General features: G+C 68.1%; 18 protein-coding genes and 1 pseudogene. 5 read left to right on the top strand and 14 right to left on the bottom strand.

The window, feature by feature from the left end; translation table 11 throughout:
- Window positions 1–209, top strand: a pseudogene (locus D183_RS27805) (phytoene/squalene synthase family protein); the annotation flags it as partial.
- 201 nt (window positions 210–410) lie between these two features.
- Here the strand turns inward: D183_RS27805 and D183_RS0115445 are convergent.
- Window positions 411–1,592: a putative acyl-CoA thioester hydrolase gene (locus D183_RS0115445; protein ID WP_017909801.1), complete on the bottom strand. Its 1,182-nt coding sequence runs from the start codon at window positions 1,590–1,592 to the stop codon at window positions 411–413.
- 413 nt (window positions 1,593–2,005) lie between these two features.
- Between D183_RS0115445 and D183_RS0115435 the strand changes: the two genes are divergently transcribed.
- Window positions 2,006–3,688 (top strand): sensor domain-containing diguanylate cyclase, encoded by a 1,683-nt coding sequence (locus tag D183_RS0115435; protein WP_017909799.1) that lies wholly within the window; start codon window positions 2,006–2,008, stop codon window positions 3,686–3,688.
- Complete coding sequence (locus tag D183_RS0115430) at window positions 3,685–4,641, top strand: hypothetical protein (RefSeq protein WP_232757286.1); 957 nt, start codon at window positions 3,685–3,687, stop codon at window positions 4,639–4,641. The genes D183_RS0115435 and D183_RS0115430 overlap by 4 nt, the downstream gene beginning before the upstream one ends.
- A gap of 309 nt (window positions 4,642–4,950) precedes the next feature.
- Here the strand turns inward: D183_RS0115430 and D183_RS0115425 are convergent, their stop codons facing one another.
- The 3 genes from D183_RS0115425 to yidD are packed head-to-tail and all read right to left on the bottom strand — an operon-like array spanning window position 4,951 to window position 7,420.
- Window positions 4,951–5,814, bottom strand: a complete 864-nt coding sequence (locus tag D183_RS0115425; RefSeq protein ID WP_017909797.1) for a M23 family metallopeptidase — start codon at window positions 5,812–5,814, stop codon at window positions 4,951–4,953.
- Complete coding sequence (locus D183_RS0115420; RefSeq protein ID WP_017909796.1) at window positions 5,814–7,148, bottom strand: dihydroorotase; 1,335 nt, start codon at window positions 7,146–7,148, stop codon at window positions 5,814–5,816. The genes D183_RS0115425 and D183_RS0115420 overlap by 1 nt, the downstream gene beginning before the upstream one ends.
- Window positions 7,148–7,420, bottom strand: coding sequence for a membrane protein insertion efficiency factor YidD (gene yidD / locus D183_RS0115415; RefSeq protein ID WP_026144024.1), 273 nt, complete (start codon window positions 7,418–7,420; stop codon window positions 7,148–7,150). The genes D183_RS0115420 and yidD overlap by 1 nt, the downstream gene beginning before the upstream one ends.
- 114 nt (window positions 7,421–7,534) lie before the next feature.
- Here yidD and dksA point away from each other — a divergent pair, with 114 nt between their 5' ends.
- On the top strand, window positions 7,535–8,665 hold the full coding sequence (gene dksA / locus D183_RS26535) for an RNA polymerase-binding protein DksA (RefSeq protein WP_081613362.1): 1,131 nt from the start codon (window positions 7,535–7,537) through the stop codon (window positions 8,663–8,665).
- A 253-nt stretch (window positions 8,666–8,918) separates the two neighbouring features.
- On the opposite strand, the gene D183_RS0115400 is transcribed toward dksA, so the two are convergent.
- The 9 genes from D183_RS0115400 to D183_RS0115360 all read right to left on the bottom strand — a co-directional run bounded on the left by D183_RS0115400 (window position 8,919) and on the right by D183_RS0115360 (window position 18,850).
- Entirely contained in the window at window positions 8,919–9,593 is a 675-nt protein-coding gene (locus D183_RS0115400; RefSeq protein ID WP_026144025.1) for a hypothetical protein, read from the bottom strand.
- Between the two features lie 69 nt (window positions 9,594–9,662).
- The gene (locus tag D183_RS0115395) at window positions 9,663–10,499 is read right to left on the bottom strand and encodes a hypothetical protein (RefSeq protein ID WP_017909792.1); all 837 of its coding nucleotides are present in this window, start codon (window positions 10,497–10,499) and stop codon (window positions 9,663–9,665) included.
- 328 nt (window positions 10,500–10,827) lie between these two features.
- Complete coding sequence (locus tag D183_RS0115390) at window positions 10,828–11,214, bottom strand: hypothetical protein (RefSeq protein WP_017909791.1); 387 nt, start codon at window positions 11,212–11,214, stop codon at window positions 10,828–10,830.
- A 70-nt stretch (window positions 11,215–11,284) separates the two neighbouring features.
- The gene (locus D183_RS28050) at window positions 11,285–12,124 is read right to left on the bottom strand and encodes a hypothetical protein (protein ID WP_051067633.1); all 840 of its coding nucleotides are present in this window, start codon (window positions 12,122–12,124) and stop codon (window positions 11,285–11,287) included.
- 111 nt (window positions 12,125–12,235) lie between these two features.
- Window positions 12,236–14,017 (bottom strand): outer membrane protein assembly factor BamB family protein, encoded by a 1,782-nt coding sequence (locus D183_RS0115380; RefSeq protein WP_232757285.1) that lies wholly within the window; start codon window positions 14,015–14,017, stop codon window positions 12,236–12,238.
- A complete protein-coding gene (locus tag D183_RS0115375) occupies window positions 13,944–14,846 on the bottom strand; it encodes a hypothetical protein (protein ID WP_232757284.1) in 903 nt (300 codons plus the stop codon). Before D183_RS0115375 ends, D183_RS0115380 begins: the two co-directional genes overlap by 74 nt.
- 25 nt (window positions 14,847–14,871) lie before the next feature.
- On the bottom strand, window positions 14,872–15,492 hold the full coding sequence (locus D183_RS0115370; protein ID WP_017909788.1) for a hypothetical protein: 621 nt from the start codon (window positions 15,490–15,492) through the stop codon (window positions 14,872–14,874).
- A gap of 29 nt (window positions 15,493–15,521) precedes the next feature.
- A complete protein-coding gene (locus D183_RS0115365; RefSeq protein ID WP_017909787.1) occupies window positions 15,522–17,714 on the bottom strand; it encodes a peptidase domain-containing ABC transporter in 2,193 nt (730 codons plus the stop codon).
- The gene (locus D183_RS0115360; protein WP_017909786.1) at window positions 17,711–18,850 is read right to left on the bottom strand and encodes an HlyD family secretion protein; all 1,140 of its coding nucleotides are present in this window, start codon (window positions 18,848–18,850) and stop codon (window positions 17,711–17,713) included. The genes D183_RS0115365 and D183_RS0115360 overlap by 4 nt, the downstream gene beginning before the upstream one ends.
- 523 nt (window positions 18,851–19,373) lie before the next feature.
- Between D183_RS0115360 and D183_RS0115355 the strand changes: the two genes are divergently transcribed.
- Window positions 19,374–20,486, top strand: coding sequence for an alpha/beta hydrolase (locus D183_RS0115355; protein ID WP_026144521.1), 1,113 nt, complete (start codon window positions 19,374–19,376; stop codon window positions 20,484–20,486).
- A gap of 124 nt (window positions 20,487–20,610) precedes the next feature.
- Here D183_RS0115355 and D183_RS0115350 read toward each other — a convergent pair.
- Window positions 20,611–21,251, bottom strand: a 641-nt coding sequence (locus tag D183_RS0115350) for an MFS transporter (protein WP_017909784.1), incomplete at its 5' end; no start/stop codon positions are given.

Genomic DNA, 21,251 nt, shown 5'->3' with positions numbered 1-21,251 from the left:
TGCTGCGCGGCGGCGAGGAGCCACAGCAGCGCCAGCGCTGGGCGCAGGCATTGCTGAAGCCGTGGCCGCGCCGCGTGCGCGGGCCGCGTCCGCGGCGCATCCTGTCGGCGCTGGCGCGTGCGCGGATGGTGCAGCAGGCGACCGCTATACCCAGGCCGCCGGGACAGATGGCGACGCTGTGGCGCGCCTGGTGGGCCGGGCTGGGCTAGAGCGACCAACACTCTTCGACGACGTCGGGTTGGCCTGCCAGGCCCAACCCGAAGGGCCGAGGTTGCGCGCGTGCGTCGCGGTGTCATCGCTCAGATCTGGACAGACGTCCACGTCCTCGCGCGTCCTCGCAACAGGTACGCGCAACCGCGACGCGGCATCGCGGGCAGGACGACACGTCCCACCCGCACCGCCGCCTGGCTTCAGGGCGCGCTGCCGGCGCCGCTGTTGGCGTACTCGTAGAAGCGATTGGCCGAGGTGCTGCAGTTGCTGCTGCAGTACGGACGGCCGATGGTCGAGGCGTTCCACGGCGCGCTCTTGCGGATGTGCCCGCCCAGCGTCGAGTCGCGGATCACCACCTTGCCGTTGGGCGAGGTGCCGTCGACGTAGTTGGACAGGCTGCCCACGCTCTCGTCCCAGGCCCGGCCCAGCCACACCGTGCCGCTGCCCGGATTGCCGACCGCATCGAAGGTGCTGCCGATCGCCAGGAAGCCGTAGCTGCTGCCCGGGCGGGTGCTGGGCGCGAAGATCACCCCGCCGTCGGCGGCGCCGCGGCGCGCGGCGGTGTAGCGGATGGTGCTGCCGGCGAACACCGCCACGCCCGAGCCGAAGATGAAGTCGGTGTCGCCCTCGATGGTGCCGCCCTTGAAATAGGCGCGGATCACCGTGTTGGCGCTGCCGGCGCTGACCAGCAGGGTGTCCTGGTTGCCGGTCAGCACCACGTTCTCCAGCACTGCCTTGTCGCCGCGCAACGCCAGCGCCACCGCCGACTGGTTGCTGCCGCTGTAGGTGCCCTCGACATAGCTGTTGACGATCGCCAGGTTGCGCGCCTGGAACTGCGCCGCGCGCACGGTGACGGTGCCGCTGTCGGAGGTGCCGACGGTGCTGCTGGCGGCGTTGCTGGCGCACGGATGGGTGGCGCTGCCGGTGGGTTTCGGGGTGGGGTTGGCGTTGCCGAAACGGATCGTGGTGCTGGCCGGGCTGCCGCCGAGGCCGAACAGCGTGAGCGGCGGCGCCGCGGCGGGGACGCAGACCACTTCGGTGTAGGTGCCCGGCGCCACGCTGATGTAGCGGCGCATGCTGCCGCCGGCGGCGACCGCGGCGTCCACCGCGGCCTGCACGGTGCGGTAGCGGGTGCTGCCGTCGGCGGCCACCGCGTAGTCGGCCTGCAGCAGCGCGACGCCGGCGCTTGGATCCCAGTTGTCGGTGACCAGCGCGCCGATCGGTCCGGCCTGGGCCAGGTGGCGGGCGACGGTCTGGTTGGCCGCCTCGCTGCTGGTCAGTTGCGGGCGCGACGCAGTGCCGGTCAGCGCCGGGGCATCGGTGACGACCCCGCCCGCCAGGGCGAGGGTGGAGGAAAGCAGCAACCAGCGCGATACGGTCATGGGAAGCCTCCGCTCAAGGATAAGGGCCCGCGGCAACGCTTGGAATGATACCGGTGTCATCCGGTCGCCTGATCCGGCGTCGTCAGCGGACCGGCGATGGTAGGGGCGTTCGCCCGTCGATGCCGGCCGGTGTCTCAGCCAGAGCTCGGTTATGTCGCTTCCATCACGATCGCGGATCCGCCGCACGCGCGGCGCGCCGGTTGGCATGGGCGTGGAGGGCGATTTCCAGGCCGAAAGGCGACGGCTGCAGGTGTTCCAGACCCGGCGGCGGCGGACGGTCGCCGCACTGCAGCATGGATCTGCGCGCGGTGTGCCGACCCTGAGTGGTGGCGTGACGGGGTCGTGAATTTGGATACGAGCGGCGCCGCGACGTGCGCTACGCTCGACGCGGATCTCATCTGGAAGCCCGTCGATTGAAGCGCCTGTGCCGTTGGTGCTGCCTGTTGCTGTGCCTGGGCGTGACCGGGTCGGTGCTGGGGCAGGAACTGCTGTTGCAACGGCTGGCCGCCGACCCTCCGGCATCGGAGGTGGTGGCGGGGCGTGACGATGCCGCGTTCGCCGATGCCGGGCATGGTGCGATTCTGTACGAGCGCAGCAAGCAGCCCACCTGGTGGCGGATCCGTGCCGACCATGCGATCGGTCGCGACGGCCAGCCGCAACTGGTGCTGCAGTCGCCGTATCTGACCCGGGTCGAGGCCTGGGTGCCAGGGCGCACCGCGCCGACCCGGCACGCGATCTACGGCGCCGACGCCGACCTGCGCTACTCCACCCGGGCCCTGGTGATCGCCTTGCCGCAGGGGTTGCCGGCCGGTGCCTCGATCTGGCTGCGGGTGCACGCGCCGGCGGCGATGCCGATGCCGGTGGGCATCGCGCCGCTGGCGCAGGTGCAGCGCGAGGATCTGCACTATGTCGGCTGGCGCGCCTTCATCCTCGGCTCGACCACGGTGCTGGCGATCCTGGCGATCGCGTTGTGGGCGCGTCTGCGCGAGCCGATCTACGGCTACTTCACCGCCAACGTGATGTGCGTGCTGCTGTACCTGCTCGGCCTCGGCGGCGAGGCGCGCGCGGTGCCGGGCCTGGCCAGCGTGTTCGCGTCCTCGCCGACGCCGATGCGCATCGTCGCCGCGCTCGGTGGCTTCTTCATCATCACCTTCCAGCGCCGGCAACTGGAGATGCGGCGGCAACTGCCGCGGCTGGACCGGGTGCTGCGGCTATGCGCGCTGTTCCTGCTCGGCATCGCCGTGGCCTGCCTGCTGTCGGACGCGGCGGTGCTGAGCGTGCTGGGCAATCTCGGGCTGATCGTCGGTGCGGCGCTGCTGCTGCCGTGTTGCCTGCTGCTGGCCTTGCGCGGGCAACGCTACGCCTGGCCGTTGCTGGCTTCGTGGACGCCGCTGTGGATGCTGTGCGTGCTGCGCTGCCTGGAACTGACCGGGTGGTTGCGCCTGGACGTGGCCGCGCCGGTGCTGGCGCATGGCATCAGCCTGGCGTTGGCGATCTCCTGCCTGCTGGTGACCTTCGGTCTGGCCGAGCAGATCCTGGAACTGCGTCGCGACCGCGACCGCGCCAGCCGCATGGCGACCGTGGACGAACTCACCGGCATCCTCACCCGCGCCGCGCTGCAGCAGCGTCTGGCCGAGGCGCTGCAGGACGCCGCGCGCGGCGACCGGCCGCTGGCATTGGCCTATATCGATATCGACCATTTCAAGCGCATCAACGACATCCATGGCCACGCCGGTGGCGACGCCTGCCTGCGCTGGGTCGCCGCCTGCGCGCGGGCGCGCCTGCGCAGCAGCGACACGCTCGGCCGCCAGGGCGGCGATGAGATGTTGCTGCTGATGCCCGGCGCCACCCTGGAGGCCGCGCGGCGGGTGGCCGAGGACATCCGCCAGCACGTCGCCGCGCAGCCGCTGCCGCGCGAAGGCCAGGCGCTGTCATGCACGCTGAGCGTCGGCGTGGCGCAATGGCAGCGCGGCGAGAGCGTGGCGGCGCTGTTGCAGCGGGCCGATGCCGCGCTCTACGCCAGCAAGGCCGCCGGCCGCAACCGCGTCAGCGTTTCCCCATCCACCGCGTCACCCACCAAGGAGCCTCAGCCATGACTGCACAGCCCGCTTTGCCCGCGTTCGCTCCCGATCAGTTGCAGGTCGGCGACATCCTGTTGCAACTGGGCTGCGGCCCGGTCTCCGAACTGATCGCCTGGTGCGGCGACAGCATCTACAGCCATGCCGCCATCGTCGCCGACAACGGCGAGCTGATCGAGGCGGCGGCCAGCGGCGTGCGCCGCTATCCGCTGTCGCAGCGGCTGACCGACACCACCAACTACCTGATCATCGACGCCTACCGGCCGCTCAGCTACGCCTGCGTGGCGCTGGACGACGCCGATCGCGCCAGCGTGCTGGCGAAGGCACAGTTGATGCTGAAAACCCCATATCCGCTGGACAGCCTGGCCACGCTCGGCCTGCTGGTCGCCATCCGCGGCAAGTGGCCGCAGCACTGGCTGGCGCGGATCGTGGTGCGCGAGGCGCTGGACCATCTGGTGCGCGACGACCCTTCGCACATGGTGTGCAGCGAAGTGGTGTACCGCGCGCTGGCCGAATGCGATGTGACGCCGCCGGGCCGGCTGGCGCCGCAGATCGTGCTCAGCGGGCCGACCCACATGCCGTTCCCGCACTTGGACTGGAAGGCGCTGTGGCAGGAAGTGTGGCAACTGCTGCATCCGCAGCGGCAGCAGGCCCTGGGCGACATCGCGCAGCGCCTGGCCGCGGTGGAGGGCGCACCGGCCAGCCTGGCCGCCTCGGCGCTGACCACGGTCGCCGACGACGACTTGCTGAGTCGCGCCAACGCGGTCCGCGCCGGACTCCACCTGCCGCCGCTGGCGCCGGTCACCGATCAGGTGGAAGACAACGGCAGTCTGCTGCGGGAAGCCGGCGAAGAAGCGCCGGGAACGCCCTTGCCGAAGCCCAACCCCAAGCTGGTGATGCCGCTGGACCTGGCCAACAGCCCCTCGCACGTGGTGCTGGGGCGCCTGCTTGAGGTGCCCACGTCGGCGTAGCTGAAAGGCTGCGCGCCAGCGCAGTGCGCGAGGCTGCGCCCGTACCCTCATCCGCCCCTTCGGGGCACCTTCTCCCGAGGGGAGAAGGGAGAGCTTGCCCCTCTCCCATTGGGAGAGGGGCGGGGTGAGGGTGCTGCCTCCCGGCCACGCACGCCAACGCACCTGACCCACCAACGCTCTACGGCTGCTTCGTCCGCTCCAGCACCAGCAACGGATCGATGCGCACATCGAACCGCGCCAGGAGAATGTGTCGGCGACCCGGATGAGGAACGCGCCGCCGCGCGCCAGCGCACCTGACGCACCAACGCTCTACGGCTGCTTCGTCCGCTCCAGCACCAACAACGGATCGATGCGCACATCGAACCAATTCATCCCCCAATGCAGATGCGGCCCGGTCGCACGACCCGTGGCACCCACTGCGCCGATCACTTGGCCCTGGGCGATGCGGTCGCCGACTTTGACGTCGATCCGCGACAGGTGCAGGAAGTTGGAGCTGACGCCATAGCCGTGATCCAGCAGCACGGTGCCGCCGGTGAGGTACAGGTCGGGGGCCGCGAAGGTGATCACGCCGGCGGCCGGGGCCTTGACCGGGGTGCCGGTGGGCACGGCGATGTCCATGCCGGAATGCCCGGCGCCGGGCTGGCCGTTGTAGACCCGGGCGTTGCCGAAGCGGCCGCTGATGCGGCCCTGCACCGGCCAGATGAAGGGTGCGGCGAAATCGGTGCGCGGGTCGTCGCGGTCGCGTGCGGCAGTGACCTGGGCCTGTTCGCGCTTGATCCGCTCGGCGATCGCCGGCGGCGGGTTCACCGTCTTCGGCGGCACCCCGTTGACCTGTTCCAGCGGCCAGTCGCGCGGCGTCACCGCGATCTCGACCGTCTCGGTCCCGCCATCCGGGCGCTGCACGGCGATGCGCAGCGGACCGCGCTCGTCGCGGCCGATGCCGAACACCACGCTGCCGTAGTCGCTGACCCGCAGGGTGCGTCCGGCGTACTGCACGCGGCTGCCGGGCGCGACCTTGCCGATCACCAGCGCGCCCTGCGAGGCGCTGCGCGGGAACACGCTACGCGCCTGGGCGCCGGCTGCGGCCGGCGTCTGTGCGTGCAGCGCCGGGGCGAGCGGCACGGCCAGCAGGACCAACGCCAATGCGGCGCCGGACACCAGGGCGCCGCGCATCAGCGGTCGAACGCCAGGCGCTGCCCGTTGGGGCTGCCGACCAGGCGGGTGCCGTCCCAGGCCAGCACGCCGTTGACCCAGGTCGCGGCGATCCTGGAGCGGAAGCTGCGGCCTTCGAACGGCGACCAGCCGCACTTGGACAGCACGTCCTCGCGGCGCACGGTGAACGCGGTGTCGTCGATCAGCACCAGGTCGGCGTGGTAGCCCTCGCGCAGGAAGCCGCGTTCGTGCACGTCGAACAGCAGCGCCGGCGCGTGCGCGAACTTGTGCACCACCTGGGCCACGCTGAGTCGGCCCTCGTGGACCAACTCCAGCGCCGCGACCAGCGCGTACTGCACCAGCGGCAAGCCCGACGGCGCCTGCGCGTACGGCTTGCTCTTCTCTTCCCAGGTGTGCGGGGCGTGGTCGGTGGCGAGCACGTCGATCACGTCCTCGGCGATCGCGCGGATCAGCGCCTCGCGGTCGCTGGCGTCCTTGATCGCCGGGTTGCACTTGATCAGGTTGCCGAGCGTGGCGTAGTCGGCGCGGTCGAAGCGCAGGAAATGGATGCAGGTCTCGGCGGTGATGCGCTTGCCCTGGATCGGGCCGGGGGTGAACAGCGCCAGCTCGTCGGCGGTGGAGATGTGCAGCACGTGCAGGCGGGTGCCGTGCTTCTTCGCCAGCGACACCGCCAGCTGCGAGGACTTCAGGCAGGCCTCGCGCGAGCGGATGTCCGGGTGCATGTCCGGGGTCAGCGCCTCGCCATGCTTTTCCTTGAACGCAGCCAGGGTCGCGTCGATGGTCGGGGTGTCTTCGCAGTGGGTGATGATCGGCGTCGGTGCGTCGCGGAAGATCGCGTCCAGGGTCTGCGGGTTGTCGACCAGCATGTTGCCGGTGGAGGCGCCCATGAACACCTTGATACCGGGCGCGGTCTTCGGGTCCAGGGTCTGGATCGCGGCCAGGTTGTCGTTGCTGGCGCCCAGGTAGAAGCCGTAGTTGCCCCAGGCGCGGCCGCGCGCGGCGTCGTACTTGGCCTGCAGCGCGGCGGCGTCGAGCGTGGGCGGGTTGGTGTTGGGCATGTCCATGAAGCTGGTCAGGCCGCCGGCCACCGCCGCGGCCGATTCGGTGGCGATGTCGCCCTTGTGGGTCAGGCCGGGTTCGCGGAAGTGCACCTGGTCGTCGATCATGCCGGGCAGCAGCCAGCGCCCGGCGGCATCGACCACGGTCTCGCCCTCGCGCGCGGCCAGCTGCGGGGCGATCGCGGCGATGCGGCCGTCGGCGATGCGCAGATCGCCCTGGGTTTCGCGGCCTTCGTTGACCAGGCGCGCGTTGACGATCAGTGTGGAAGCGGACATCAGTGTTTTCCTTGGCAGCGGCAGGGTGGCGGCGCCGTGGGGTCGGGCACCGGGTCGAACCCGCCAGGATGGAAGGGGTGGCAGCGGCCGACGCGGCGGGCGGCCATCCAGCCGCCGCGCAATGCGCCGAAACGGGCGATGGCGGTCACCGCATACGCCGAGCAACTGGGCACGAAACGACAGCGCGGTCCCAGCAGCGGGCTGATGAAGCGCTGGTACAGGCGCAGCAGGGCGATGAGAGCGCGGGCGATCACATCACCATGATATGCCACTGTGCTGGACTAGGCGGGTCGCTCGGCGTATACGCCGCGTTGTTGCCGCGGGGGGTAGGGTAGGCTATAAAGGCCCGCTTTCCCGGGCCCCGGGAAGACCAAGGAAGAGCGTTCGTGGCTGCTAAAAAACCTGCAAAGAAGGCCGTCCAGGCCGCCAAGAAGCCTGCCAAGCCCGTCGCCAAGAAAGCGACGGTGTCCGCCGCCAGCAAACCACTGAAGAAAGCCGCGCCTGCGAAATCGGCAGCCAAGGCCGCGCCGGCCAAATCGGCCAGCAAGGCCGTGGCCAAGAAGCCGGCGGCCAAGCCGGTCGCTGCGGCGCCGGCCAAGTCCGCTCCTGCCAAGAAGGCCCCGGCCAAGACGGCGCCTGCCAAGCCGGTCGCCCCGGCCAAGGCCGCCGTCAAGCCAGCGCCCGCCGCCAAGCCGGCAGCGAAGACGCCAGCGGCCAAGCCTGTGGCCAAGACCGCGGCCGCTCCCGCCAAATCCAAACCGGCCACCGCCTCTGCCGCACCTGCGGTGACCACCTCCGTACCGAAGTCGGCGCCCAAGCCGGCTGCGGCCAAGCCTGTCCCGGTCAAGCCCGCCGCGCCTGCCGCAGCACCGGCCTCCAAGCCCGTTGCCGCCAAGTCCGTCGCGCCGTCGACCCCGCCACAAAAGAATCCCGTGTCCGTTTCGAAATCCTCCGCGAAAACCCCCACCAAGTCCGAATCCACCCCGAAGGCGCCGGTCGCCAAGCCCACCGGCAAGGTCGCCGTGGCCGTGACCGCCAAGTCCAACACCCCGGTCAAGCCGGCCAAGTACAAGGTGGTCGAGTACAAGACCGACGAGGCCACCGGCCGCCCGATCCTGCCCAAGGGCTACAAGCCGGCGGCCGACGAGGAGTACATGAGCGCGCTGCAGCAGGAGTACTTCCGCCAGCGCCTGCTCACCTGGCGCGCCGATCTGGTCGAGGAATCCAAGCAGACCATCGAGAACCTGCGCGACGAGGTCCGCGACATCGGCGACGAAGCCGAGCGCGCCACTCGCGAAACCGAGAACTCGCTGGAACTGCGGACCCGCGACCGCTACCGCAAGCTGATCGGCAAGATCGACAGCACGCTCAAGCGCCTGGACGCCGGCGACTACGGCTACTGCGTGGACACTGGCGAGGAAATCGGCCTGGAGCGCCTGGAGGCGCGCCTGACCGCCGAGCGCACCATCGACGCGCAGGAGCGCTGGGAGCACCTGCAGAAGCAGCAGGGCGACTGAGCGATCACCGCCTTCAATGCGTCAAGGCAAGGCCCCGCTCACGCGGGGCTTTGCGTTTTGGTCGCCTCATCGCCGGTCTAGGCAGTTCGTCTGTCGGCGATGCCGCACGCCGCGGAGGCGATGCCGCCTCCCCAAATCGGCCCCGCGGCATCGACGTGATGCTCGGCCATGGGCCGATCCTGCTGCTGGGCCACCTGCGGCTGTGCGGGTGATGCGTCGAGGTGGCTGTCCCTCAGCATGGGCGGCGGCGCCTTCAGCGCACCCCGTTGACCAGAGCGCTTTTCGCGTCCTTGACGAGATCCAGGCCGAGCGGACTGAAGTTGTAAAGGTCCTCCTTGGTGGCTGCGATGTTCAGCCCGACGATGGCCGAGGTGTCCGGATCCACATCCACGGCCAGCGGCATGGCGGCGAACTGCACATAGTCTCGGCTGGCGTTCCATTGCGCATTGCCACCGATCGCCTGGAGGAGGCGATCGATGTGGGTGCCGACCGGCTGGCCGAGCAGGTCGAAGGGCAGGGGAACTTTCAGATCGGCGAAGGCGATTAGGTTGATGACACGGTCATTACGGAAGCGTAAGGCCAGCTGACTGTAGACGAGCGTGCCAACCGGACGCGGATGCCGAGCCAGTTGCGCTTTGAAATCGCGCGGGTACAGGTACATCACGCTGAGCGTGTCCGGATGCTCGGCATCGTCGCGGGTGATGTCAGGCTGGCCGAGTAAGGCCAGGACCTGTTGCTTGTGCATGCCAAGCGCGACCGGGCCGATGTGCGTGCATGGAGCGGGTAGGGTGGACGCATTACTGGAGGCAGCGAAGGCCTGGTGGAGCCCGCGGGTACAGGCAGCGGCGTCGTTGCCGGTGGCGTTGGCCTGTGCGACGGCCATGCCGAATACAAGGATGCCGAACAGCGAAAAGGAGCGGTGTGGCATGGGGCATCTCCGGTGGTGGATCGCGCGTGGGCGAGGCCGGGAGCGCTCCCGGCCCCGCCCAAGGATGAATTAGTGGTTGTTGGGATCCCAGCCTTCGCGGTGCCCGTAGGCGGTGATGAACGCGTTGCGCTGGTCGCTGTTCAACGATGACCACTGATCGGACGGATTCAGGCCCGAATTGGTGGTGATCGTGGTGATCATCTCCGAGGTCGGATTTTCGCTCGGCGGCGACCAGCTGGTGATGAGGTCACTCAGCGTGGCGGTGCCACCGGCGTTGTTGTTGAGGCGGTCCATGTTGGCCGCCGCGGCGTCCAGACCGGCTTGCGGGCTGGAGAAGATCGCAAAGCCGCGGTCGTCGCCGAGCGTGCCGTGATTGTCCGCGAACGTGCCGGAGCGGATGTCGAGCGGGTTGTTGTCGCGGTTGGGATGGGTGCCGGTGACATCATGCGTGGTGCCATCGGCCGCGGTATAGGTCACCGTGGTGCCGCTGGCCGACGCGGACGTCGCGGGCTTGTCGTTGCTGCCGGCACCGTCGCCATCGCTGCCATCACCGTCGCCGTCTCCGTCGCCACCATCACCGTCGCCACCGTCGCCTTCACCGCCTTCGCCTCCCTCGCCACCTTCTCCTCCCTCACCGCCTTCGCCTCCTTCACCGCCTTCACCGCCTTCACCGCCCTCGCCACCGCCCTCCGATTCGACCGGTGCGATTTCGTCGCTGATGGCCATCTGGGCCGTCGCAGTCTTGTGCATCGCCATGTGGTGATGGTGATGGGTCTTGGCTTTGGCGTGGTGGGTTTTCTTGTGCGCCTTGGCGTGGTGAATCGAACTGGACAACGGATGCGCGCCGATGGATGTGCGCGTGCCGCCTGCAACCATATCGATTTCGATGATATCGAGCGTTCTCATGTTGATCCTTGAACAGAGGTGCGGGAAAAGCGCCGTTCCCGCTTCGGCTGATCCGTTGCGCGCGGCGTGGCCGACGATCGGATCGGTTCATGCTGCGTGCGGCACGTCCCAGGGCGCGGGCAGGGCGTAGGCCCGGTCTTGCGCGTGGGGAGGCGTTCGAACGCAAGAAACGTGGAGCATGCGGCTGCGCCAGGCGACAAGGACGACGCCGCCATGTCGCACGCTGCGCCGCGCGTGGGCTGCAACACCAGGGCGAACCGCGGGAGCGGGCACCGTGCGGTTCCCCGCACTGCGTCCTGCAGCAATGGCGTCAGCGCCTATCCGGCGGCTACATCTGCTGGGTGGTCGTCGCCCCCTCGCTGGAGCACACCAAGGCCAGCTCCAGGCGGCGGACCGTCCAATGCGACGGGGTATCCATCGTCCCGGTCGCATGGACGTGATAGGACGGGCAGTCGGCATCCTCCTCCGGGTTGTTCTTGATGTCGCAGTTGCCTTCGATCAGGAAGGCGTTGCTCCCTTCGGCGCCGGTGCGAACAAATTTCAGCGCAGGACAGTCCGCGAACAGCCTCGACAGGACGATGTCGTTCTTCAGCACATAGGCGATCGCCTGTTCTCCGCCTGCGTGAGACGAGGCTTGCTTCGCCTGCGACGATCCTTGCACGGCGACGGCGAGCGCCAGGGTCATGCAGATGCGCGGTAACCAGAAAGACTTCATACGCAGAGCTCCGATGGGCGATTGTCTCCCGGGCTGGCGTGCGCCGGCCCGGGAGAGGGTGGGGTGCGTGTTACTTGAAGACGCTGATGTGGACGTGGGTGGTGTCGCCGGTCTCGCGGCTGGCGGCGGTCCAGTCCGCGGTGGGACTGGAGCGGATGAAATTGCCCGCAGGGCCTTCCACGTAGCTCACGTTGGGATTGGCCATCGCCGCATTCTCCAGCGCCTGGGCGTTCTGGAGGCCTTCGCCGCTCGTCCCGACATGGACGTCGTTGATGATGTTGATGTCGACGGCGTTGCCCGTGTAGTGGGCGGAATTGGGGTTGTGGCTGCCGTTGGTCGTGGCCGAGATATCGATGCTGTCGACGCTCTGGTCGCCGTCGAGCACCGAGCCCAGGGTCGAGGCCATTTTGGAGGTGACCGGGTTGTTGCTGCTCGAGCCGTCCTGGGTGTTCTGGTAAGTGATCGAGACCGTCCTGCCATCGGACGTCGTATGGCTGCTGCCTATGCTGGTATCGGCCGGGCCGTTGCCGTCGGCATCGTCGCCGTCGTCGTAACCGCCGCTGCCATCGCCTTCGCCGCCTTCGCCTCCCTCACCACCTTCACCGCCTTCACCGCCTTCGCCTCCCTCGCCACCTTCACCTCCCTCGCCACCTTCACCGCCTTCCCCTCCCTCTCCGCCTTCGCCGCCCTCACCGCCTTCACCGATCGGTTCGACCTCTTCCATCCGTGCCATCTGCATGGTCGCGGACTTGTGCATCGCGGCGTGGTGGTGATGGATCCTGGCCTTGGCGTGGTGGGTCTTGTTGTGCGCCTTGGCATGGTGGATCGAACTGGACAGCGGGTGTGCGCCGATCGATGTGCGCGTCCCGCCTGCGACCAGGTCGATTTCGATGATATCGAGTGTTCTCATGGTGATCCTCGAACAGGTATGCGGGGAAGAGGCCGTCCTCGCTTCGGCTGATCCGCGTACGCGACGAAGGCGCCGCATGCGTGGACCGATCCCGTTCACGCGTGCCGCACGTCAGGATGCGGCGAGGGCGGGGCACGCGGACTGCGCGTGCACGTCGCTCAGGCGCTCAAAGGCATAGAGATGGTTCATGTAGGTGGACACGTAGATGCGCCGTTCGTCAGGCGAGATCGCGACACCGTTGGTCACTGCGTCGGGCAACTGCAGCACGCCCACGGTTTCGAGCGTGTCGATGTCGATCTCGACGACGCGGCCGCCGTTGCTGCCGACGATCACCCGGTTGCCGATCCGCTTGGGCGAGGCGTACACGCGCGAGCGCAGGTTGATCTTCTTGATCAGTTGCATCGTGTCGATGTTGATCACGTACAGATGGCGGTCGCCCGAGCCACAGAACAGCTTGTTGCCGGCGAACAGCGGCGTGGTGTAGCAGATTTCGTCTGTCTGCCACTCGCCACGCTTTTCGCCGGTGGCGACATCCAGCACGTAGATGGACTTGTCGAACGAGGCGAAGGCGGTCAGCCCGCGACGTTCGTCCACCGCCGGCGCGTACTTCACCGAGCGCCGCGTCTTGAAGCGCCAGGCGATGCGTCCTGTCCTGGCGTCGAGCGCGAGCGTCTCATGGTCCGCGCTGCCCCAGATCACCAGGTCGCCGCCTTCCCAGTAGCCGGGCGATCCGTGCTGCAGCTTCTGCACCTGGTGCTCCCAGATCTTTTCGCCGGTGTCCATCGCATAGGCGGCGAGGCTGCCCTGCGCCCATGGGCGGACATATTCGATGCCCACGTACATCAGCTTGTGGCGCGGCACCAGCAGCGGCGAAGCCCCGACCCAGTCGCCGTCCGGATGTGTCCAGATCTCCTCGCCGCTGGCCGCATCGAGGCAGTAGACGGTGCCGTTGTACGCGCCGAAGTACAGGCGTCCGTCATGGTAGGCGGGGCAAGACCAGATGCCCTTCTTGGTGTACGCCGCACCGGTCACCGGGTATTCCCAGACCAACCCGCCGGTCTCGGCGGAGAACGCCTGCATCTTGGCGGCGTCGCAGCCGCGGTAGATCATGTCGCCGACCAGCAGCGGCGCGGACTTGGGGACCACGTGGAAGGCGAAGCCTCCCGGCGTCGCCGTCCGCCACAGTTCGCGATACGCCTGGGTGGGCGGCGGCGCGCTTTGTTCCGGCGGCAGGTCGAAATCCTTGAGCGTGAACAGTGTTTGCACCGAGATCGCGTGCGTCTTGCGCCACTGCATGCCAGCCTTGGACAGGAAATCGACCACCACGAACACCTCGTCGAGCGCGTGTCCGGCCGCCGCAATCACCGCACGCGCCTTCTCGGCGCTGTTGCCGGAATTGAGCGAGTCGTCGACCAGCACGATGGGCAGGTCGAGCACATCGCCCTCGATGGCGTTGCCCATCCCCGTGGTCTTGCGATCCTTGCGAATGATGAAGCCGTTGACCGGGCCGCGTTCTTTGGGGGCGGTCAACAGCAGCGCGGTGAGCAGCGGGATCGCCGCGGTTTCCAGGCCGCCGAGCTGGAAAGGCGGGCGTGCGGCATTGCGCTCCCAGAACGCTGCGGCGATCTGCTCGAGCGCAGCGCGTCGCATGAACACCCGGCGCAGATCGAACAGCCAGAGGTAGGAGCCGCCCTTCTTGGTGATGAGGGGGATGTTCTCGGCGCTGGTGTGCAGACCGACGGTCTGGATCAGGTCCCGAAGCGATTGCATGGTCATCGTACAGCCCTGCTGGGAATGGGAGGATGTGGGTGACGGTGGGTCAAGGAGACGCCGGGGCGTCCATCGAGCCGAGATAGCGGTCCACGGCCGGTCCCCAGATCGCGGAACCGCCATGGCCGAAGAACAGATGGTGGCCGTCGTCGCCGAAAGCGGCCGGCGTCACCAGAACCGCTTGGCCGCCTGCCTCGGTGAAGGCGCGATGCAACGACGCTGCAAGGTCAGGTCCGAAGAAGCTGTCGTTGGCCGTATAGATCCACAGCATCGGGGTGGTGGCCTGTTGGCCGAACGTGGTGGCTGCCGCGATCAGCCTGTCAGGATGGCAGTTGCTGTTGGGCCGGTCGTGGAAGTGGCCGCCGCGCCCGCCGGCCATGTTGACGAATGCGCCGACGTTGGGATGCGGCAGGGTCTCGTACGCCAACGTGCCCCAGCCGCCCGCCGACTGGCCGACCACGACGGCGCCGGTCGGGCTGTAGTCGGGCAGCGCGGTCAGGACGTCCACGATGCGTTTGAGCTGGCGTGCGGTTTCCAAGCCGGCCTTGACGTAGTCGGCGCGGTCGCAGCCGTCATAGCCCTCGCTCCAGGGACCGCCGGTGGCGCCGTAGCCGAGGCGCAGGACCAATGCCACGGCGTAGTGGCGTCGCAGGAACCAGCGCGCCGATTCGCCATCGCAGGTTTCCAGCGTCATGCCGGGTCGATCGGATGCCTTGGCCGGTGAGCCGTGTGCGATGACCACGACGCGCGGGCGGCGGACACCGACAGGGCGGCACAGCCGTCCCTGCAAGGTCCAGGGATGTCCGTCCGGATCGGCGATGGGGATCTGCAACGGTTCACCAAGATCGGCACGCGTGCCGCCGAAACCGCTCGCCGAGGCGATGCAGGGCGCCATGGCGCATGACAGCAGTGCGGTCGTGGTCAACATGCAGCGCAGGCAGGCAGACGACATGGTGGATGTTCCCGGTGGGTCGGTATCAGCGCCGGACACGCCGCATATGGAAGGTAATGGTCGAGCACAGCGTCGGGCACTCCCGCGCCGGGGCACGCGAGGCACGGGTGACGGCGCCGTCGAACAACACCAGCCGGCCAGGACGCGGGCGGATCGAGATGCACTCGCGCGCGGTGTCGTAGAACACGGTTTCGCCGGCCCAGTCGTCCTTCCATTCGGTGCTGGCGTAGAGCAGGGCGACACGCTCCTGATCCGACGGCTTGGCGTAGTGGTGCGCCACGCCGTCCTGTCCATGCGTGTGACCGGTCACGTAGGCGCGGACCAGGCCGTAGTCCTGCGCGAGGTTGTCCTTGATCTGCGTCCAGACCTCGTGGAGCGCCTCCATGCCCGGGGTCGCCGCGAGGACGTCGTCGTGGATGGCGCGCTCGTGCGCCTTGCGGCTGCCGCACAGATGGATATGCCAGGACGGCGCGGCGTCGCCGAGCAATCCTGGATAGATGCCGTAGGACCAGCCGCCGCGACCGCGCAGCAGTTCCGGCAGATGCTGGACTTCGACGAAATTGTTGACGACTTGCAGGGACGACGCTTCCGGCGCTGACACGATGGCGACCTCACGTTGGCGATACGGGATGGGACGATGTGGCATGGCGAACTGGCCGCCGTGCCGGCGGCAAGCTAGGAGGTGACGGGCGCGCGTGGCGCATGCGCCGCAGGCTGGCGCGTGCGGACTGCTCCTTCGTGCAATTCGATGACGCGATCGGCGTGCGCGATCGTTTCGGGGCGGTGCGCGATGACGATGCGGGTGATGTTCAGGGCCTTGATCGCCTGGTTGAGCTGGCGTTCCAGCGCCAGATCCAGATGGCTGGTCGCCTCGTCCAGCACCAGGATGTGCGGGCGCCGGTACAGCGCGCGCGCCAGGAACAGGCGTTGTTGCTGGCCGCCGGAGAGCGAGGATCCCATGTCGCCGACCAGGCTGTGGTAGGCCATCGGCATGGCCATGATGTCCTCGTGTATGCCGGCCAGGCAGGCGGCCTCCTCGATGTCCTGCGGCGTGGCGAGTACGTCGAACATGCTGATGTTCTCGGCGATCGAACCGGTGAACAGATGGTCGTCCTGCATCACGCTGCCGGTGATCGCGCGGTAGCGGGACTTGCCGAGCCGGCGCAGATCGAGGCCACCGATCTCGATCGCGCCCTGTTGCGGATCGAGCAGGCCGAGCAGTACTCTCACCAGGGTGCTCTTGCCGCACCCGGATGGGCCGACGATGGCGACCGATTCGCCTGCCTGCACCGCAAAACTGCACTCGCGCAGGATCCAGGGCTCGCCTTCGGCATAGCGGAAGCTGACCTTGTTGAAGGCGATGCTGGGCTGCGGCAGCGGACCCGCGTGCTCGCTGGTGGCGTGGGCCTCGGGTGGCGTCAGTACGATGTCGGCCAGTCTTTCGGCCTGCAGACGCAGCATGCGCAGTTCGATCGCATAGTCGACCAGGCTGGCGACGCGGCTGCTGAACTGGTCTCCGTAGGCCACGAAGGCGGTCAACATGCCGACGGTGAACTGGCCTTTCAATCCCAGCCAAGCACCCAGCCAGAGCACGCCCAGGCGCTGCGCGCCTGCCGCCAGGTTCTGCAATGCGGTGAACAGCATGTCCAGGCGTTGCACGGCGATGGACGTGTTCAGCGTGTCGGTCGCAGCGTTGAGGTAGCGCGCGGTCTGCTCGGCCTCCTGGTTGTTCAGGCGGATCGTCTGCACGCCGCGTACCGCCTCCAGGAATCGGCTGTGCTGCTTGGCGGTGACGGTGATCTGGCTTAGGTTGGCCTCGCGGTAGACGCGGAAGTACAGCAGCCGAAGTGCCGCATACACGGCGACCGCACCGAGGACGATGGCCGACAGCAAGGGGCTGTAGACGAACAGCACGACCAGGGTGACGCTGGCGAGCAGCCCGTCGAGCAGGATCTCGACGAAGCGGGTGGTGAGCGTCTGCTGGATCGTGTCGATCGCACCGAAGCGGGACACGATGTCGCCGAGATGGCGCGTGCCGAAGTAGGACTGCGGCAGGCGCATCAGATGCTGGAACACATTACCGGTCCAGCCGAGGTTGAAGTGCGTGCTGAGCCACATCACGGTCCAGCTGCGCAAGGCCGAGACGAGTGTTTCGAGCACGATCAGCAGTGCGAAGCTCAGGCCGAGGAACGTGAGCAGGTCGTGGTCGCCATCGGCGATCACCTGATCCACCACAAGTTGCATGAACAAGGGCGCCAGGAGCGCGAAGACTTCCAGGACCAGGGCCAGCCCGAAGATCTGCGCCAGTCCGCGGCCCAGGCCCTGCACCGAGCCGGCGAGCGCGCGCAGCGACACCGGCGGCGTCTCGCGCTGGCGCTGAAAGGTCGGCCCTCTGGAAAACTCGATTGCCACGCCGGTGAAGTGCCTGCCGACGTCGCTCATGCTCAAGTTGCGCACGCCGACCGCGGGGTCGTGTACGACGATCCCGTGCTTACCGACGCTGCGCAGCACCACGAAGTGATCCATGTCCCAGTGCAGCACGCAGGGCGTCTGTAACTGATCGAGCTCTTCCAGGTCCAGCCGAAGTGGCCGGCATTGCAGCCCAAGCGCATGCGCGATCTCGATCAGGCGTCGCGCGGTCATGCCCTTCAGCGACAGGCTGAAGCGGCGCCGCAGCGCGGGCAGATCGGTATGGTGACCGTGATAGCCGGCGATCATCGCGATGCAGGCCAGGCCGCACTCTGCGGCTTCTGCCTGCAGCACGTTCGGCAGCACGCGCGTGCGCCAGAAGCGCAGGCGTCCGGCGTGGCCGCCCTGCGCGCTCGCGGTCTGTGCCGGCGCGCTGTGCTCAGTGGGGGCCGGGCTCACGCGCCGCTGCTCCAGCGGTGACCCATGCCGTACAGCGGCTCGAAGATCCATTCGACGATCCGGCGCCGGTCCAGCAACATGTCCGCATCCAGCGCCATGCCCGGGCGCAGGGGTTCCTTGCGTCCGTACGCCTCGACGTTCTGGTCCGCCAGGTCCACGCGGGCCAGGTACAGCGGATCGGAGGAGGGCGGATTGCCGCCGCCGAGCAGCAACGTGACTTCGCCAGGCGTCAGTGCGCTGCGCGAAACGCTGCTCACCACGCCGTGGTGCAGGCCGAACTTCTGGTAAGGGAACGCTTGGTAGTGCAGGGTGACCTGGATGCCCGGATGGACGAAGCCGACGGCCTGGCTGGGAACCAGGATCTGTGCCTGCAGGGCCGAGCCGTCCGGGACGATGGCCAGCAGCGGTTGGCCCAGCGCGACCGAGGCGCCGGGTTTGACCAGCAGGGTGGAGACCGTGCCGCTGGCCGGTGCGCGCAGCTCGCTGGCGCGCGCCGCTTCGTTCTGTGCCAGCGTCTGCTCGACTTGGGCCAGCTGCCGGCGCAAGTCGTTGAGCTTGGCAGACACCGCCAGCGGCAGTTGATTGAGTTGGTCGTTGAGCACGCTCAGTTGCTGCTGCGTACTGGCGCGCTGCTGCTGCAGTGAACGCAACTGCGACTCGTCGGCGAGCAGCGCCGATTGCTCCTGCTCGACCTGCAACGCCGGGATGTAGCCACCGGCGACCAGGCCCGACCATTTGTTCACCAACTCCTGCACCAGCTGCATCTGCTTCTTCTCGATCACGATCTGCGCATCGATCTGAGCCAGTTGCTCCTTCAGTGCGGATTGCTGCGTGCGGTTGTCCTCTGCCTGCTTGTCCTCGAGCCGCTGGGTGTCGCCGATGTCCTGGCGCAGGCTGCCGGCCTGGCGTTGCAACTGCGCGCTGACGCTGGCCGCCGTGTTGCCGAGCGCCTTGCTGGTGTGCTCGCCGGACAGCGAGACCAGCACCTGCCCACTCGCGACCCGGTCGCCTTCGGCGACGCCGACGTGGTCGATCACGCCGAGCGTATTGGCGGTCAGACTGATCAGGCCGGCGCGCGGGACCAGAAGCCCGGTGACATGAACGCGCTGGGTGTAATGACCAAAGAACAGCCACATCAAAATGGCGGCGGCGATGCCGAGCGCGACGACGGTCCAGGCCCGACTCGAAAGTGGCGTCGCCAGTCGCACCGTCCCCAGCCATGCCTGGCTCCGGGCGTCCACTGCCTCGTCACGGAAAAGCGAATGTTCCATTCGGCTGATTCCATCCGTGTTTCATATGGGAGCCGCGCGTTTCGAGGCGCGTCCATTTTCCAGAAGCGGGCTGAAACTTAATTCGGAGGAGATAATTTCGGGGCCTTCTTTCGCCTTCCTTTCTGTGTTTGCGGGCTTTCCATCTTGTCTACAAAATGCGTTTTACCGGTACTGGTTGGTGAAAAAATACGCCATGAAATTCAGTCGCTTGTCATCGGGATTTCAGTGCTGCGCGTGGCTTTGGAAAGGCTTTAAATGCGCCTGTCATGACGGTGTCGCATAATGGCGGCTGTGGTATATCGCCATGTCGCCGCCGACAATCAATGTCACTGCTTGAAAATTATTTCCATTATGTATCCTTGCTCAGTTCGATAACGGAGCGTCGCACTTGAACGGTCATTCCAACGTGGCCGGATCGGGTGCGCGCAAACCCCGTCGTCGCTGGCGCTGGCCGATCCTGATCGCCCTGTCATTGCTCGCTGTCATTGCGCTGGGTCCACGGGTCAGCGTGGCCTTGCCGCAGGTGGCGGTGCCGGCGGTGCCGCAGGATCCGCTGGCGCTGCAGGCCTGGATCGATGCGCGCGAACGTGCCACGCCGGGGCTGCGCCCGGACAACCAGGCGCGGATCGTCTGGGCCGATCCGGCGCATCCAGGGCGACGCGCGTGCGCCATGGTCTATCTGCATGGCTTCACCGCCAGCCAGGGCGAGGGCGCGCCCACCCACGTGCGGCTGGCGCGCAGCTTCGGCTGCAATCTGTATCTGCCGCGCCTGCCCGGGCACGGCTTGGTCGCGGCCGACGCGCTGCGCGGCGTCGATGCCGGCCGCCTGCTCGCGGGTGCGGCCGAGGCGCTGGCGGTGACCCGGGTGCTGGGCGACCGGGTGGTGGTGATCGGCAATTCGATGGGCGGTGCGCTGGCGACGCAGGCGGTGGCGGCGAATCCGCGCCAGGTGCAGGCGCTGGTGCTGTGGTCGCCGCTGGTGCGCGAGTACGGCGATCAGCTGCAGCCGATGTTGTGGCCGTGGGGCGCGCAGTTGCTGGCGTGGACGCACAACGGTGGCGATCCGATCCTGCGCTATCCGGTCGACAGCGCCTACTGGGCCGACGCCACGCACCTGGACGGCTACCGCGCGCTGGCGGCGCTGACCCGCGGCGGCATGCGGCCGGCGACCTATGCGCGGATCCATGTGCCGGTGTTCCTGGGCTACTACTATCGCGATCCGCAGCACCAGGACCGCACGGTGTCGGTGGCGGCGCTGCAGGCGATGTTCAAGCAGTTGGGAACGCCACCGGCCTTGCGTCAGGCAGTGGACTTTCCTGGGGCGGACAATCACGTGCTGGCCTCGCCGATCCGCTCGCACGCCGTGCCGGCGGTGTTCGCCGCCACCTGCCGGTTCCTGGCGGGGCAGGGCGGCCTGGTGCAGCCGGCCGGCGTGCCGGATTGCGCGCATGCCTGGGCCGACGACGAGGCGCAGGCGCGCGCGGCGACCGCCGCGCGCTGAGCGCGGCCGTTTGCGGCGAATGGAAGGATGACTGGCGCGGTGCGCACGCGCCGGCGCCAGGATGCGTGATGCACGACTGGGCCGGGCTGTCTCGCGTCCGACCCACGCGCGCCGTCAGCCAGGCCTATTGCAGGTCGCGCAGATCCAGGTTGCGCAGCTTGGGCGCTTTCCAGCTGGTGACGCCGACCACGCCCAGGGTCACGCAGCCGCCAAGCACCACGGCGGGCACCAACCCGATCAGTCGCGCCATGACACCGTCGTAGAACGCGCCCAGTTCGTTCGACGAGCCGATGAAGATGCCGTTGATCGAGGAGACGCGTCCGCGCATCGCGTCCGGCGTGGCCAGTTGCAGGATGGTCGAACGCACGATCACCGAGACGCCGTCGCACATGCCGTAGGCGAGCAGGATCGCCGCCGACAGCCAGAAGTGCCGCGACAACCCGAAGGCGATGGTGCACAGGCCGAAACCGGCCACTGCCAGCAGCAGCACGCGTCCGGCATTGCGCTGCAGCGGGTGCCGCGCCAGCCACACGCCGACCAGGATCGAACCCAGTGCAGGCGCGCCGCGCAGGATGCCCAGGCCCTCGGGGCCGTAATGCAGGATGTCGTGGATGAAGGCCGGCAGCATCGACACCGCGCCGCCCAGCAGCACCGAGAACATGTCCAGGGCCATCGCGCCGAGCATGATCTGGTTGGAGAACACGAATTGCGCGCCTTCGGCGATGCTGCGGAAGATCGGTGCGCGCGGGCCTTCGTGGACCGGCT

This window comes from Xanthomonas sp. SHU 199, assembly GCF_000364665.1.
Taxonomy (GTDB): domain Bacteria; phylum Pseudomonadota; class Gammaproteobacteria; order Xanthomonadales; family Xanthomonadaceae; genus Xanthomonas_A; species Xanthomonas_A sontii.
The sequence above is the reverse complement of the archived record's forward strand: the minus strand, read 5'-3'. Positions and strand labels throughout refer to the sequence as shown.